This is a genomic window from Verrucosispora sp. WMMD703 (assembly GCF_049178935.1).
Lineage (GTDB): Bacteria > Actinomycetota > Actinomycetes > Mycobacteriales > Micromonosporaceae > Micromonospora > Micromonospora sediminimaris.
The window spans coordinates 6342501-6357230 of record NZ_JBMHMM010000004.1 but is presented as its reverse complement, the minus strand read 5'-3'; the positions used below and the strand labels follow the sequence as shown (position 1 = coordinate 6357230).

The 14730-nt window shown below is 71.3% G+C and carries 13 protein-coding genes; 5 read left to right on the top strand and 8 right to left on the bottom strand.

Translation table 11 applies throughout. The features are described 5' to 3' along the window. Positions 1 to 109: 109 nt before the first annotated feature. A complete protein-coding gene (locus ACN26Z_RS29545; RefSeq protein ID WP_421464432.1) occupies positions 110 to 646 on the top strand; it encodes a hypothetical protein in 537 nt (178 codons plus the stop codon). 31 nt (positions 647 to 677) lie between these two features. Further along, on the top strand, positions 678 to 2153 hold the full coding sequence (locus ACN26Z_RS29540) for a serine/threonine-protein kinase (RefSeq protein WP_282236567.1): 1476 nt from the start codon (positions 678 to 680) through the stop codon (positions 2151 to 2153). 22 nt (positions 2154 to 2175) lie between these two features. On the opposite strand, the gene ACN26Z_RS29535 is transcribed toward ACN26Z_RS29540, so the two are convergent. Both ACN26Z_RS29535 and ACN26Z_RS29530 read right to left on the bottom strand, forming a co-directional pair. Next, entirely contained in the window at positions 2176 to 2472 is a 297-nt protein-coding gene (locus ACN26Z_RS29535) for a hypothetical protein (RefSeq protein ID WP_282236568.1), read from the bottom strand. Positions 2473 to 2763: 291 nt separating this feature from the next. Beyond that, positions 2764 to 3117: a winged helix-turn-helix transcriptional regulator gene (locus ACN26Z_RS29530; RefSeq protein ID WP_282236569.1), complete on the bottom strand. Its 354-nt coding sequence runs from the start codon at positions 3115 to 3117 to the stop codon at positions 2764 to 2766. A 79-nt stretch (positions 3118 to 3196) separates the two neighbouring features. Between ACN26Z_RS29530 and ACN26Z_RS29525 the strand changes: the two genes are divergently transcribed. The 3 genes from ACN26Z_RS29525 to ACN26Z_RS29515 all read left to right on the top strand — a co-directional run bounded on the left by ACN26Z_RS29525 (position 3197) and on the right by ACN26Z_RS29515 (position 5980). Then, positions 3197 to 3808: a hypothetical protein gene (locus tag ACN26Z_RS29525; protein ID WP_421464429.1), complete on the top strand. Its 612-nt coding sequence runs from the start codon at positions 3197 to 3199 to the stop codon at positions 3806 to 3808. Between the two features lie 91 nt (positions 3809 to 3899). Further along, positions 3900 to 4841, top strand: coding sequence for a transporter substrate-binding domain-containing protein (locus ACN26Z_RS29520; RefSeq protein ID WP_421464427.1), 942 nt, complete (start codon positions 3900 to 3902; stop codon positions 4839 to 4841). A gap of 71 nt (positions 4842 to 4912) precedes the next feature. Continuing rightward, positions 4913 to 5980, top strand: coding sequence for a hypothetical protein (locus tag ACN26Z_RS29515; protein WP_421464425.1), 1068 nt, complete (start codon positions 4913 to 4915; stop codon positions 5978 to 5980). Positions 5981 to 6041: 61 nt separating this feature from the next. On the opposite strand, the gene ACN26Z_RS29510 is transcribed toward ACN26Z_RS29515, so the two are convergent. From ACN26Z_RS29510 to ACN26Z_RS29485, 6 genes are all read right to left on the bottom strand, one after another. Next, positions 6042 to 6776 carry a hypothetical protein gene (locus ACN26Z_RS29510; protein WP_282236572.1) on the bottom strand — a complete coding sequence of 245 codons (735 nt, stop codon included), beginning with the start codon at positions 6774 to 6776 and terminating at the stop codon, positions 6042 to 6044. A 138-nt stretch (positions 6777 to 6914) separates the two neighbouring features. Further along, complete coding sequence (locus ACN26Z_RS29505; protein WP_421464423.1) at positions 6915 to 8105, bottom strand: acyl-CoA dehydrogenase family protein; 1191 nt, start codon at positions 8103 to 8105, stop codon at positions 6915 to 6917. Beyond that, a complete protein-coding gene (locus ACN26Z_RS29500; RefSeq protein WP_421464421.1) occupies positions 8102 to 10111 on the bottom strand; it encodes a biotin carboxylase N-terminal domain-containing protein in 2010 nt (669 codons plus the stop codon). The genes ACN26Z_RS29505 and ACN26Z_RS29500 overlap by 4 nt, the downstream gene beginning before the upstream one ends. Before the next feature lie 58 nt (positions 10112 to 10169). After that, entirely contained in the window at positions 10170 to 11771 is a 1602-nt protein-coding gene (locus ACN26Z_RS29495; RefSeq protein WP_421464419.1) for an acyl-CoA carboxylase subunit beta, read from the bottom strand. Continuing rightward, on the bottom strand, positions 11768 to 12979 hold the full coding sequence (locus ACN26Z_RS29490) for an acyl-CoA dehydrogenase family protein (protein ID WP_421464417.1): 1212 nt from the start codon (positions 12977 to 12979) through the stop codon (positions 11768 to 11770). The genes ACN26Z_RS29495 and ACN26Z_RS29490 overlap by 4 nt, the downstream gene beginning before the upstream one ends. Continuing rightward, positions 12976 to 14688, bottom strand: a complete 1713-nt coding sequence (locus ACN26Z_RS29485; protein WP_421464415.1) for an acyclic terpene utilization AtuA family protein — start codon at positions 14686 to 14688, stop codon at positions 12976 to 12978. Before ACN26Z_RS29485 ends, ACN26Z_RS29490 begins: the two co-directional genes overlap by 4 nt. Positions 14689 to 14730 lie beyond the last annotated feature (42 nt).

Sequence of the window (14730 nt, the reverse complement as noted above, 5' to 3'; positions counted from 1 at the left end):
CGGTACGGATCTGGCGGTTTCGGGGATGTGGCCGGTCGGGGCCGGCCGCTAGCGTGGCGGGTGCACGCGACCGTCGATGTCGGCGGTCGCGCCGTCGAGGGGGGCGAAGATGAGGCTGCCGCGTTCGGTCGCGGGGTGGACGATCGCGGTGTTCGGCGTGCTCGCGCTGGTGATGGGGGCGGTCGGCCTGCTCTGGCCGGAGGCGCTTTTGCGGGTGCTCGGCTTCGAGATCCCGCAGAGCCGGGCACCGGGTGACTACACGGGTGTCTTCGTGACGGCCTCCTCGATGGCCTCGTTCAACATGGGGGTCTACTACCTGCTCGCCGCAGCCACCGAGTGGCGCGCCTTCTACCGCTTCACGGTCGTGTTCCGGCTGGTCACGTTCACGGTCTTCACCCTCGCGGTGCTTGCTGACATCGCACCGGGGCGGTTCTTCGGGGTGGCGGCCTGGGAGGGCCTGGGCGCGGTGGCGACTGCCGCCGGGCTCTGGTGGGACGCGCGCCGGTCCGCTGGCACGGCTGCTCGGTCCGGGGCGGTCGCCCCGGCGGCTGGGAGCGGATCGACTGCCGACGAATGGGAGCAGGACGACGACCGGCGTGGTGCCGGGACATCGGGTGTGGGGCCGGCCACCGATGCGGTTCACTGAGCGGCCGGCAGAGTTCGGTATTTTCGAGACTGTGACCGACACCCCGCCCGGCGCCCTGCCGACGCCCATCGTGCCCGGTCTGACTAATTTGCAGGTGTTTGCCCGGGGTGGTTACGCCACGGTCTACCGCGCGACGCAGATCTCGGTGGGCCGCGAGGTCGCCGTCAAGGTGGAGAACCGGACCCTGGCCAGCGACCGGGATCAGGCCCGTTTTCTGCGCGAGGCGCGTGCCGCCGGTCGGATGTCGTCCCACCCGCACGTGGTCGACCTGTTCGATGTCGGGGTCACCATCGACCAGCACCCTTACCTGATCATGGAACTCTGCGACGGCTCGTACGCCGAGCGGATGCGCAACTCGCCGCTGGGCGCGGTCGAGGCCCGGGATCTCGGTGTCAAGATCGCGGACGCCATCGCCCACTCACACGCCGCCGGCGTGCTGCACCGCGACGTCAAGCCCGCCAACATCCTCCACTCGCACTTCAACCCGGCGGTGCTTGCCGACTTCGGGCTCGCCGTGGTCGCCGAGATGCGGGACGCCTCCGTCGCGCTGGAAGTGCTCACCCCGGCGTACGCGCCGCCCGAGATGTTCAGTCACAGTCCGCCCTCGCCGGCCGTCGACGTGTACGCGCTCTGCGCCACCCTCTACGCGGTCATGCACGGCCGGCCCCCACGCTGGCAGAGCGAGCGCAACCCGAGCCTGGTCACCGTGTTGGAGATGTTCCACCAGCCGGTTCCCAGCCTGCCCGGCATCCCGGAGGACCTGGTCGACGTGCTGCGTGCCGGCATGGCCAACGATCCCGGTGACCGGCCGTCCGCCGCGGAACTGCGCGACATGCTCACCAATCTGACGTTGGACGGCTCGGCCGCACCGAGCGGGGGGTCGACCCCTCCAGCGGCACCGACCAGCGGCGTTGCCGCCAACATCCACGATGCCGGCCGTGCCGCCCCGCCGGCCAGGGAGGGCTCCACCGAGCGCAGCCGTCGCCGCCGCTGGTTCCTCGGGGCCGCAGGGGTGGTGGCCCTCGCGGCTTCGGCAGGTGTCGGCGCCTGGGCCGCCGGTGGTGGACCGTCGCCACAGCCGAGCATGCCGGCCCGCCCGGCGGCCACCGGTCTGCTCCGCCCGGGTTGCGCCACTCATCAGGAGGCGCTTCCCACGGGTGCCCAGTGCGCTGCGGAGTTGGAGTGCTTCGGGCCGGTGCAGGTGCGTGGCCAGCAGGCCGAAGCCAGCCGAGTGCCGTGCGACGCCCGGCACACCTGGGAGAGCTACGCCCAGGGGAAGTTGCCGGCCGCCCTGGCCGATGCCGGCCACGACGAGATCGTCGCGGATCCCCGAGTACGCCAGGTCTGCAACGAGGAGACGTTCCGTCTGGTCAGCGGGATGCGTCAGGCGGCGGGATGGAATCTTGAGGTGTTACCGCCGGCTGACGCGGACACTGACCTCACCTATCGATGCCTGGCCGGTCGGGGTCTCAACGGCCTTGCCTCGCCCACGCTCACCAGCGGCTGACCTCCCGGGAGGGTCGCGGGCGTCAGCGTCCCCGCCGGTCGCGTCGATGCCGGTCCCGCAGCGCACGGACCGCCTCCCGATCGCCCAGGCTCTCCAGTGTGTCGGCATCAATGCCGAACGGCTCGATACCCGGCCCTCCGGACGGCTGCCCGCTATCCGGTCGAACATCCGCGTCACGCTGCCGGGCAGCGGTGACGGCCACCCCCGCGACGGTGGCGAGCAGAACGCAGAGCAGCGCCCCCGCCACCCCGAGCAGATCCTGCCGGCGCCCCACCACCAGCGCCGCGAGCAGCCAGAACGCTGCCAGGGCCGCAGCCACTGCCACGGTCCGTGCGTCGGATCCTGGGAACCGTCTCACCCGTCCAGAATGTCGGAGATTGCCGATCTGTCAACAGCAGCCAGCTTCACCAGGCGGAACAGCTGACGAACAACAGCTTGCCGAAAGGGGGCAAGGTCTGCCACGGCGACATCCAGCCGTTCGAGGAGCTGCCGGAGACCGAGGTGGCCCAGCGCGCGGAGACCGCCAAGAGCGACCTGGCCGCTCAGGGTGCGCCGGCGCGCGCTGAACCCAAGCGGCTACCGCCGGTTGTGCGCGGCCGTGACGGCGGCGTCAGCCGGCCCCGAGACGTCGGGTGCCGGGCAGGTGGGTGATGCCCCAGGTGGCGAGGCTGTCCAGCACCGGCGCGAGGTCCCGGCCGCGTTCGGTCAGCTGGTATTCGTACCGCCGGGGCCGCTCGCTGTAGGGGTGGCGCACCAGGATCCCGCACTCCTCCAGCCGACGTAGCCGGTCGGTGAGCGTGTTGGTCGGCATCGCCTCGGTTGAGGCCGCCAGGTCCGCGAATCGGAGATTGCCGCGGAACAGCAGGTCACGCACGATGAGCAGGGACCATCTGTCACCGACGAGATCCAACGTGCCGGCGATGGCGCAGTCCGAGCGGGGGGCCACGTTCCGGGCTGAAGACATCCGCACCTCCGAGTCACTTGCGATACACAAGCTACCCCAATAGAGTCACTTGCAAAACACAAGCGACTCTGGAGGGCTCGTGACCGTGCCCGTGCGTACCCATGCTTCGGTGTTGACCCTGCCCGCGCTCGTCGCTGTCGGCTGGTTCTGCGCCACGCTCGCGGCCAGCGCCCTGGGCGCGTTCCGCACGCCACCGGGCGATCCGCCAGTGGCTCTCGCGCTCGCCGCCGGCGTACCGCCACTCACGGTGCTCGTCCTAGCCGTACGCTCGTCACGGTTCCGTGCCTGGGCTCGCCGCCTCGACCTGCGGTTCCTCACCCTGTTGCAGACCTGGCGGGTCGCGGGACTGGCGTTCCTGGCGCTCGTCGCCGTCGACGCGTTGCCGGCCGGCTTCGCGCTGCCGGCCGGGATTGGCGACGTGGCCATCGGGTTGACCGCGCCACTGGTGGCGGCCTTCGTGGTCGACCGCGCCAACCGGATCTTCGTCGCCTGGACAGCCCTGGGCATCGCCGATCTCATCCTCGCCGTCACCCTCGGCGTCCTCTACTCGGCCAGCCCGGCCGGCCTCCTGCTCACCGACGTCGACACCGGACTCATGTCCACCCTGCCGATGAGCCTCGTCCCCGCCTTCGGCGTTCCCATCACGTTGGTCGCCCACCTGCTGTCACTCATCAAACTCTCCGGCCGGTGACCCACGCCGGAACCGACCACCGGATGGTGGTAACTCGACACGGACGACTACTTTCGGTGCAACCCGAAACTCGAAACGTAGCGAGGTGGCCATGGCGGTAAGCCTCTCCAGTTCCCGGTGGCGTGCGGCGGCGACCACTGCGGCGGTCGCCCTGACGCTGCTGCTCGGCGCGGCAGCCGGCTGCGACAGCCAGAAGGAGCCGGAACTGCCGTCCGTGCAGGAGAAGCTGCGCGAGTCACACATCTGGGGCCAGCCCGTCCTGCGGATCGGGGTGGCCGACGACGAACCGCTGATGGGCGAGATACGCGACGGGAACCACATCGGGTTCGACGTCGAGATCGCCCGGTACATCGCCGCTTCCCTCGGCTACGAGGGGGAGCACCGGCTGGAATTCGTGGCGGTGTCCACTGAGGACCGTATTCCGGCCCTCCAGGGCGGCGTGGTGGACCTGGTGGTCTCCAGCTTCTCGATCACGGAAGACCGCAAGAAGCTCGTCAGCTTCGCCGGTCCGTACTTCGTGACCACCCAGGAGGTGCTGGTGCCGACCAGGCACAAGGACACCATCCGCACCATCGAGGACCTGCGGAACCCGAAGTACCGGATCTGCACCAGCGGCGGTTCCACCACCGAGGCGGAACTTGAGAAGAACCAGGTCCGCACGCTCGTGGTCAAGGACGTCTGGGACTGCGTCAAGGGCATCCGGGCCGGCAAGTACGACGCGGTCAGCTCCGACGAGACGATCCTCGCCGGCTTCCTGGCCCGCTACCCGACCGAGTTCGAGATCGTCGACATGCCCTTCGGCACCAGCGAACTGCTCGGCGTCGGCGTGCCGATCGGGGACCCGGCCCTGCGCGACCTGGTCGCCTACTTCCTCGACAAGAGCTACCAGCAGGGGCGCAGCGGAGAAGCCAGCCCGTGGCTGACCGCGTACAACCGCACGTTGGGGCCGTGGCTGCGGGGCGAGAAGCGGCAGCCGCAACCGCTCGACGTGCCGAGACTTGTGGACTTCGACGACAAGGCACCACAACGATGAGTGCGGCACCCGCCACCGCCTCCGACGAACCGGGCGCTGGCAGACCACCGCCACCCGTGCTACGAGCCCCCGTGCAGCCGACCGCCCCGCCGCCTTCGGCGCCGCCGAGCAATGCGGAGCGGGTCGAGCCACCCCCGGGTACGGCCCGGACGGGAACTCCCGGCGGCTGGGATCCGGCCGAGCGCCGGGCGCGAGCCAGCCAGTCGTTCTGGACGGCCGTGGTTGGCGTACCGGCGATCTTCTCGGTGCTGCGGCTCGGTATCGAGGCCGGCGGTGAGTTGCAGACCACGCTGCTGCTGGTGGCCAACGTGGGACCGGTGAACCTGCTCGCCGGCTTCCTCACCACGGCGGCCCGCCTGCTCTCCACCGTGCTGGTCGCGGTGTTCGCGCTCGGCGGGGTACTCGCCGCCAGCGGGCACCGGCTGACCCGCCGACCGCTCTTTGCCCGGTGGATGGAGATCACGCCGGGCTGGTTCGTCGCGGCGAGCTTCCTGATGGCCCTGGTGACCTGGCCGCTGCTGTATCTCCCGCTGCTGCTGCCCACCGTCGCGGCGGCCTTCCAGCTCCGGCCGGAACGCCTGCACGAGCGTCCCGCCCTCCGCGTCCTGATCGTCGTCGCGGCGTACGCCGGCTACCTCTGGCTGCTCGTACCGACGCTGCGCGACGCCGGGCGGCAGGGCGAGCTGCTGCCGATCGTGCTGCTGGTCGTACCTCCGCTGCTGGCTCTCTTCGTCGCCGGCCCGCTGCCCCGGGTGGTCATCCAGCCACTCGCCCCGGTGACCCAGCTCGCCGTGCTGGTGGTGCTGGTCTGGGCGGCGCTGCCGGTGATCAGCACGCCGGTGCTGCCGCTGACCGTGACCACTGTGGGTGAACCCGGCGTGACCTCCGCCGAGGCCACCGAGGAGATCCGTGGGCACGTGGTGACCACCGACGACGTCAACATGGTGATCCTTCAGGAACGCGGTGGGGTGCGCTACGTGCCGGTCGACCAGGTACGCGGTCAGGTGCTCTGCCCCTCGGAGGAGGAACTGCCCCGGTACCGGCTGCGCATCCACGACTTCCACGTCGAGGACTCCCTGCTGGAAGGGCTGGGCCGCCGGGTACGCCCGGTCCACCGGGTAGACGCCGCCTGCCGATAGTTGACCCCGGCCCGATCCGGTTCGGCTCGCCGAGCAGTCGGCGACTGCGGCGATGCCCGGATCAGTCCGGACGTAGGCCCTTCTCGCGCAGCCAGCCGCGGAGCGCCTCGGCCTGCTCTCGTCCCCTGCTGATCTCCCTGGCGGCCGCCGGGTCGGCGACATGCGTCGCGACGGCGTCGAGAAGGGCCAGTGGCTCGTCCCCGGCCAGCCAGCGCTGAAAGGTCGAACGGTCGTCGTCCGGGACGGTCGAGAAGACGCACCAGTCGATGACGTCGGCCAGGTGGCGGGCCGCGGCGACCTCGCCGATCTCGGTGAAGGCGGCGAGGTAGGAGGTGAGGTCGACACCGCACTCCAGGGCGGCGTCCAGCAGATACCAAGCCTCGTTCGACCCAGCGAAGGTGTGCAGCATGTGCCGCCACCATGTCGCCAACAGGCGCGTCACGGCGGCCCGCTCGGCTGTCGACCAGTCGCGCCACTGCGAGGAGATCCGTCTCGTCACCGCGTCCGGCCTGCTCCAGCCGTCCATCTGGTCGCGGGCGTACAGTTCCAGCAGCCGGGGCAGCAGGTGCGGGAATTCCGTGTCGTCACCGAAGGTGCCGGGGTTGAGCAGGTAGACACCGAGCTGATCCGGGGTGAGCTGGCGCAGCGGCGTACGCCGGAAGAGATCTACTTCCTCCGGGCTCACACAGTGGTCGCAGGCCGTCAGGTCTGCCGGCAGCTGATGGCGGGCGAAGAGGGCGTACACGTTCTCGATCGCGTCGTCCAGGGCCTGACCGGCCGCTCCGGTGTCGTTCACGACGGTGAGTATGCGCGTCGGAGCCGGACACGGCGACGGGGAAAACGGACGCCTCCGCCGCGGGCTGCGGCATGTTGCGCCTTCCCACCCGACTAATCCCGCGACATGCCGCAACTCGCGACGACCACGTCACGGGACTCAGTACGACTTGTCCTGGCCGAGGATGTGTTGGGCGACGAAGTTGAGGATCATCTCCCGGCTGACCGGAGCGATCCGGCCGGCCCGTACCGCGCCGAGCAGCGTCGCCACGCCGTACTCGGTGGTCATGCCGGCGCCGCCGAGCGCCTGCACGGCGGTGTCCACCGCCAGCGCGGCGGCGTCGCCGGCCGCGTACTTGGCCATGTTGGCGGAGACCCCGGCCTCCAGGTCGCGGCCGGCGTCGTAGAGCGCCGCCGCTTTCTGGATCATCAGCCGGGCCAGCTCCACCTGCACCGCCGCATGCGCGAGGGGGTGTGCGACCCCCTGGTGGGAGCCGATCGTCCGGCCGCCCCACACCGAACGGGTCGCGGTGTACTCGGAGGCGCGTTCGATGGCGTACCGGCCGGTGCCGGCACCCATCGCGGCGACCGTGATGCGCTCCGGGTTGAGCCCGGCGAACAGTGCCGGTAGCCCAGCGTCCAGCGACTCGCCGACCAGTGCCGCAGCGGGCAGCCGCACGTCGTCCAGGTAGAGCAGGAACTGGTTCTCCGGGGACACGATCTCCATGTCCAGCTTGGACCAGGTCAGCCCGGCCGCGTCGGTCGGCACGATGAACAGCGCCGGCTTGAGTTTCTGCGGAGCCGCCTCCCCAGCGCCGGCACTGCCGTCATCGACGGCGACGCGGGCCACCACCAGGACGAACTGAGCCTCGTCGACGCCGGAGATGTAGCACTTGCGGCCGGACAGCACCCAGTCGTCACCGTCACGGCGAGCCACCGTGGAAAGGCGGTGGAAGTTCGAGCCGGCGTCCGGCTCGGTGATCGCAAAGACGATCTTCTGGGAGCCGTCGGCCAGGCCCGGCAGATGGCGTTTGCGCTGCTCCTCGGTGCCGTGTCGGTTGATGACGGTGGCCGCGATGGCGGGGGAGACCACGAGCAGCAGCAGCGGGCAGCCGCTGGCGGCCAGTTCCTCGCAGACGATGGCCAGTTCGGTGATGCCGCCGCCCCCGCCGCCGTACTCGGTGGGGATGTTGACGCCGAGGTAGCCGAGCTCGCCGGCCTCCTGCCACAGCTCGGTGGTGTGCTCGCCGGCCTTCGCCTTCGCCACGAAGTACCGGTGCCCGTACCGCCTGCCCAGCGCCCGCACGGCGTCGCGGAGCTGGTCCTGCTCGGGGGTGAGGTCGAAGTTCATGACGGCGACTCCTCATCGGGGGTGACCACGGCCAGCACGGCGTCGGTGTCCACCTGACCGCCGGCCGGTACCGGCAGTTCGGTGACCAGACCATCGGTGGGGGCGAGCACGGGGTGTTCCAGCTTCATCGCTTCCAGGGTCAGCAGCAGGTCACCGGCGGTGACCCGCTGACCGACCTCGACGTGCACCCGGGCCACCGCGCCGGGCAGCGGCGCGAGCAACGACCCGGCGGCCAGTTCCGCGGTGGGCAGCGGAAAACGCGGCAGCTCGGTCAGGCCCGCCGCCCCGTCCGGACCGTCCACGAAGACCTCCGACCCCACCCGGTGTACCCGGTAGACCCGCCGCACCCCGTCGACATCGAGCACGACCCGTTCCGGGTACGCCTCGACGAGGGAGACGGCCGGCGTGCCGCCGTATCCGTCCGCCGTCCCGGTGCTGGCCGGCGACGCCGACCACTCGGTGAGCCGGCCGGCGCGGTCCAGCCGGTAGCGGATCTCGATGTCGTCCCCGTCAGCGGCAGCGAAGCGGGCGACCTGCGGGAAGGCGGGCACGTTGCGCCATCCCGAGGGCAGCCCGGCCAGCACCGTCGCGGCAGCCCGGCGAGCGGCGGCCGAGGCCAGCGCAGCGGCCAACGCGACCAGGGGGTGCTGTTCGGCCGGTAGCAGCGCGGCGAAGACCTCCGGATGCCGGTCCAGGAAACCGGTGTCGATGTCGACGGCAGCGAACTGTGGGCTACGCAGGACGTGGACCAGCAGGTCCCGGTTGGTGGCCACGCCGTGCAACTCCGCCCTGGCCAGCGCGCCGGCCAGGGCACGGGCCGCCTCCACCCGGGTTGGCGCCCAGGCGATCACCTTGGCGAGCATCGAGTCGTAGTGGATGCTCACCGCCGACCCGTCAACCACGCCGGAGTCCAGCCGCAGGCCGGGCACGGCAAGGGCCCCGAACTCGGCCGCCACGCCGGGCACGGCGAACCGGTGCAGGGTGCCGGTCGCCGGTCGGTACCCGTGCGCGGGTTCCTCGGCGCAGAGGCGTACCTCGATCGCGTGTCCGGTGGCCGTCGGTGTCGCGGCCAGCGGCAGCGCCCCGCCCTCGGCGATCAGAAGTTGCAGCCGAACCAGGTCCAGTCCGGTGGTCAGCTCGGTTACCGGGTGCTCGACCTGGAGGCGGGTGTTCATCTCCAGGAAGTGGATCTCCCCGTTGGGCGCGAGCAGGAACTCGACAGTGCCGGCGCCCACGTAGTCGACCGCCCGTCCGGCGGCCACCGCCGCCTCGTGCAGCCGCTCCCGCGCCTCGTCGCCAAGGACGCCGGGCGCCTCTTCGACGATTTTCTGGTGCCGGCGCTGGATCGAGCAGTCCCGCACGCCCAGCGCCACCACAGTGCCGAAGCTGTCGCCGAAGATCTGCACCTCGACGTGCCGGCCACGCTCGACGTACCGCTCGATGAAGACCGTGCCGTCGCCGAACGCCGCCGCCGCCTCGCGGCGCGCGCCTTCGACGGCCGCGGCGAGCCCGTCGGCGTCCCGGACCACCCGCATGCCGCGCCCGCCGCCCCCGGCGGACGCCTTCACCAGCACCGGGAAGCTCGTCACCTGCGCCGGGTCGGTCCAGGTGGGCAGCATCGGTACGTCGGCCTCGGCGAGCAGCGCCTTGGCGGCCAGCTTGTCGCCCATCGCGGCGATCGCCTTGGCCGGCGGACCGACCCAGGTCAGGCCGGCGTCGGTGACCGCCGTGGCGAACTCGGCGTTCTCGGCGAGGAAGCCGTAGCCGGGATGGACGGCGTCCGCACCGCAGCGGCGGGCCGCATCCAGGATCAGGTCGATCCGCAGGTACGTCTCGGCAGCGGTGTTTCCGGGCAGCCGGACGGCCTGGTCGGCCTCGGTGACGAAGGGCGCGTCGACGTCCGCGTCGGAGTGCACGGCGACCGTCTCGATCCCGAGGGTCCGACAGGTGGCGAAGACCCGGCGGGCGATCTCCCCCCGGTTCGCGACCAGCAGCTTGCGAATCATCTGCCGTGCCTCCTTTCGTTCGCGACTGCGGGACTCCGCTTCGCTGCGTTCCTCGCGCTCACATCCGGAAAACGCCGAAGCCGTCGGCGCCCTTCACCGGTCCGCTGTGGATGGCCGACAGACACAGGCCGAGGACGGTACGGGTGTCCCGGGGGTCGATCACCCCGTCGTCGTAGAGGCGGCCCGACAGGAACAGCGCGCCGGACTGGGACTCGATCTGCTGCTCGACCATCATCCGCATCGCCGCGTCGGAGTCCTCGTCGAACTCGCGGCCCCGCGCGGCGGCGGCCTGCCGGGCCACGATGGACAGCACCCCGGCCAACTGCGCCGGTCCCATCACCGCAGACTTGGCGTTCGGCCAGGTGAACAGGAACCTCGGCTCGTACGCCCGGCCACACATGCCGTAGTTGCCGGCACCGTACGAGGCACCCAGGTTCACCGTCAGGTGCGGCACCGTCGAGTTCGACACCGCGTTGATCATCAGGGCGCCGTGCTTGATGATGCCGCGTTGTTCGTACTCGGTGCCGACCATGTAACCGGTGGTGTTCTGGAGGAAGATCAGCGGCGTGTCGGCGGCGTTGGCGAGCTGGATGAACTGTGTCGCCTTCTGCGCCTCCTCGCTGAACAGCACGCCCCGGGCGTTGGCCAGCACACCGACCGGGTACCCGTGCAGCTCACCCCAGCCGGTGACCAGCGCGGTGCCGTAGGCCGGCTTGAACTCGTCGAACTCGCTGCCGTCGAGCACCCGGGCGAGCACCTCACGCGGGTCGAACGGCACCTTGAGGTCGGCGCTGGTGATGCCGAGCAGTTCCTCCGGGTCGTACTTCGGTGGTTGCGGCATCGGGTTGCGCGGTGCCGGACCCCGCTTGCGCCAGTTGAGCCGGCGTACGCACTGTCGGGCCAGCCGGATGCCGTCGCGCTCGTCGGCGGCGAGGAAGTCGGCCAGACCGGACTTCGTGGCGTGCATGGCGGCGCCACCCAACGACTCGTCGTCGGCGTCCTCGCCGGTGGCCATCTTCACCAGCGGCGGCCCGGCCAGGTAGACCTGCGAACGGTCCCGGATCATGATCGTGTAGTCGGACATCCCGGGCACGTACGCGCCACCGGCGGTGGCGTTGCCGAAGACCACGCTGACCGTGGGGATCCGCTCGGCCGAGAGCCGGGTCAGGTCGCGGAACACCCGGCCGCCCGGAATGAAGATCTCCGCCTGGGTGGGCAGGTCCGCGCCGGCCGACTCGACCAGGTTCACCATCGGCAGCCGGTTGGCCAGGGCGATCTCGCCGGCCCGCCGGGTCTTCGCAAGCGACCAGGGGTTCACCGCGCCGCCGCGTACCGTCGGATCGTTGGCGACGACCAGGCACTCGACGCCCTCGACCACGCCGATCCCGGTCACCACGCTGGCCCCCACCGGGAAGTCCGTGCCGAACGCGGCTACCGGTGACAGTTCGAGGAAGGGGCTGTCCTGGTCCAGCAGCAGCTCGATGCGTTCGCGGGGGAGCAGCTTGCCGCGCTTGTGGTGCCGGGCCACGTACTTCTCGCCACCGCCGGCCCGGGCCTGGTCGAGCGCCGCGTCCAGCTCGGCGAGACGTTCCAGCAGCGCGTCCCGATTGGCCCGGAAAGCCGGCGTGGACCTGTCGATCGCGGTGTCGAGTGTGCTCACAGGCCGATGCCCTTCGCGATGATCTCGTTCATGATCTCGGTGGTGCCACCGCCGATGCCGAGGATGCGGGCGTCCCGGTAGTGCCGCTCCACCTCGGCGTCGCGCAGGTAGCCGAAGCCGCCGTGCAGTTGCAGGGCCTGGTCCACGACCCGGTCGGCGGCCTCGACGGCCACGTTCTTCGCCATCGCCACCTCCGTCACCACCGGCTCACCTGCGGCCACCCGGGCGGCCACCTGGTGCACGTACGCCCGCGCCGCCTCGGCCCGGGTGTGCATCTCGGCCAGCCGGTGCCGGACCAGCTGCCGGCTCGCCAACGGCCGGCCGAAGGTGGACCGGTCGCGACACCAGGTGGCGGCCAGCTCGACGCAGCGCTGCGCGATGGCGTACGCCTGGGTGGCCAGGGAGAGACGTTCGGCCGCGAACTGCTGCATGATCGCGAGGAAGCCGGTGTCCTCCTCGCCGATCCGGTTCGCCACCGGCACGCGTACGTCGACGAAGGAGAGTTCGGCGGTGTCCGAGCAGTGCCAGCCGAGCTTCTCCAGCCGTCGCCCGACGGTGAAGCCGGGGGTGCCCTTGTCGATGACCAGCAGGCTCAGCGCTCCGCTGCCCGGCACTCCGGTGCAGACCGCGGTCGTCACGAAGTCCGCCCGGACTCCGCTGGTGATGTAGGTCTTCGCGCCGTTCACCACGTAGTGGTCGCCGTCGAGGCGGGCGTGGGTGCGGATGCCCGCGACGTCCGAGCCGGTGTCGGGTTCGGTGATGGCCAGCGCGCCGATCATCGAACCGGCCAGCGTCGGCCGGACGTACCTGTCGATCAGGTCATGCTCCCGGCCCGTCGGGTCAATGCGTTCGACGGCGTCACCGGGCGGTCTGGGGAGCTTGCCGCCCGACCGGGCACCGGCCGCGGCGACCATGTGCGGCAGCGCGATGCCGTGCGTGAAGAGGGCGGCCACCAACCCCGAGGAGCCTCCCGAACGGATGATCTCCTCGGTGACCAGAATCGAGTCGAGCAGGTCACCGCCGCTGCCGCCGACCGCCTCGGTGAAGCCGATGCCGAGCAGGCCGATTTTCGCGGCGGTCACGTGCAACTCGCGGGGTACCTCGCCGGCCCGCTCCCAGTCGGCCAGGTGCGGCAGCACCTCCCGGGTGACGAAGGCGCGGGTCAGCTCCCGCAGCTGCCGCCGCTCGGGAGTGTCCACGATGGTCACGGCCGCACCTCCCCGACGACCGGTGCCGGGGCGTCGCCGGTCGCCGGCTCGACCGGCAGGTCGACGATCCGGGAGCGGAGCAGCTCGCCGAGAGCCTTGGCCTGCGGGTCGAACCGGGTGGAGGCGGCCACCCCGGCTCCGAGCAGCCCGCGGATCACGAAGTTGACGGCCCGCAGGTTCGGCAGTTCGTACCGTTCCACTGCCAACGGGGCGGTCTCCGGCAGCAGCTCCGCCAGCCGCGCCACGGTGAGCCAGCCGCGTAGCCAGGCCCAGGTCGCGTCGGTCCGCGCCCAGACCCCCAGGTTCGCGTCGCCGCCCTTGTCACCGGATCGCGCGCCCACCACCTCACCCAGCGGCCCCCGCCGGGTCGGACCTGTCGCCACCGGGCCGGCCAGCTCGGCCGCCGGCTCGGCGGCGGCCGGGACGGTCACCGACGGTGGGTCGATCGGCAGCCGGGTGCCGTCGGGCAGCACGGCGACGTGAGCGACCTCGTCCTGCGCCACGACGTCGGCCGTGAACACGCCGTACGGGGTGGCGTCGCCGGGCAGGGTGGTCAGGGTGCAGCCCGGGTAGGAGGCCAGGGCCAGCTCGACCGCCGCCGCCGAGAACGCCCGCCCGGCCCGGGCCCGGTCACCGTCGCGCAGGTGTACGTGCAGCAGGGCGCTTGCCGTCTCGGTGTCGGCGGCGTCGGGGTGGTCGGTGCGGGCCAGCGTGAACTCCAACCCGTCCGGGCCGACCGCCTCCGTCAACTGCTCCCGTACCAGGGCCGCCTTGGCCGGGATGTCCAGCCCGCAGAGCACGAACGTCATGGAGTTGCGGAAACCACCGAGGTTGTTGACGCCCACCTTCAGCGTCTCCGGCGGCGGCGTGCCCCGGGCACCGCTGACGAGTACCCGGTCCGGGCCGTCCTGGCTCAGTCGGACCGAGTCGAGCCGGGTCACCACGTCCGGGCCCAGGTACGCCGGCCCACCCACCTCGTACAACAACTGGGCGGTGACCGTCTCGACGGTGACCGCGCCGCCGGTGCCGGGATGCTTCGTGATCACCGCCGAGCCGTCCCTACGCAGCTCGGCCACCGGAAATCCCGGCCGGCGCCCACCGTCGGGCAGTTCGGTGAAGAAGCTGAAGTTGCCGCCGGTGACCTGCGCCCCGCATTCGATGAGGTGCCCGGCGACGGTGGCCCCGGCCAGCGCGTCGAGGTCGCCACGCCCCCAGCCGAAGCGGGCGATGGCCGGCCCCACGACCAGCGAGGCGTCGGTGACCCGGCCGGTCACCACCACGTCCGCCCCGGCGTCGAGGCAGGCGGCGATACCGAACGCCCCGAGGTACGCGTTCGCGGTCAGCGCGTCCGGTCGGGCCAGGGCGTCGCCCTCGACGTACCCGATCCGGACGGGGAGCCCGAGCCGGTCGGCGAGAGCGCGGATCGCGGCGGCCAAGCCGGCCGGGTTGAGCCCGCCCGCGTTGGTGACCAGCGTGACCCGGCGGTCGAGCGCGGTGCCGAGGCAGCCCTCCAACTGCCGGAGGAACGTCTTCGCGTAACCCAGGTCGGGGTCGCGCATCCGGTCCCGACCGAGGATGAGCATGGTCAACTCGGCCAGGTAGTCGCCGGTCAACACGTCCAGCTCGCCGCCGTCGAGCATCTCGCGCCAAGCGGAGAACCGGTCACCGTAGAAGCCGGAGGCGTTGCCGACCCGCAGCACGTCGCTCATCGGCAGCCCCCTGGGGTCGCGGCTGCTCGGTGCCACCGTGCG

Bases quoted from the DNA above. Each gene is read 5' to 3' on its own strand.
- ACN26Z_RS29545 (WP_421464432.1), top strand. From the start codon at position 110: ATGAGGCTGCCGCGTTCGGTCGCGGGGTGGACGATCGCGGTGTTCGGC.
- ACN26Z_RS29530 (WP_282236569.1), bottom strand. From the start codon at position 3,117: ATGTCTTCAGCCCGGAACGTGGCCCCCCGCTCGGACTGCGCCATCGCC.
- ACN26Z_RS29520 (WP_421464427.1), top strand. From the start codon at position 3,900: ATGGCGGTAAGCCTCTCCAGTTCCCGGTGGCGTGCGGCGGCGACCACT.
- ACN26Z_RS29505 (WP_421464423.1), bottom strand. From the start codon at position 8,105: ATGAACTTCGACCTCACCCCCGAGCAGGACCAGCTCCGCGACGCCGTG.
- ACN26Z_RS29500 (WP_421464421.1), bottom strand. From the start codon at position 10,111: ATGATTCGCAAGCTGCTGGTCGCGAACCGGGGGGAGATCGCCCGCCGG.
- ACN26Z_RS29485 (WP_421464415.1), bottom strand. From the start codon at position 14,688: ATGAGCGACGTGCTGCGGGTCGGCAACGCCTCCGGCTTCTACGGTGAC.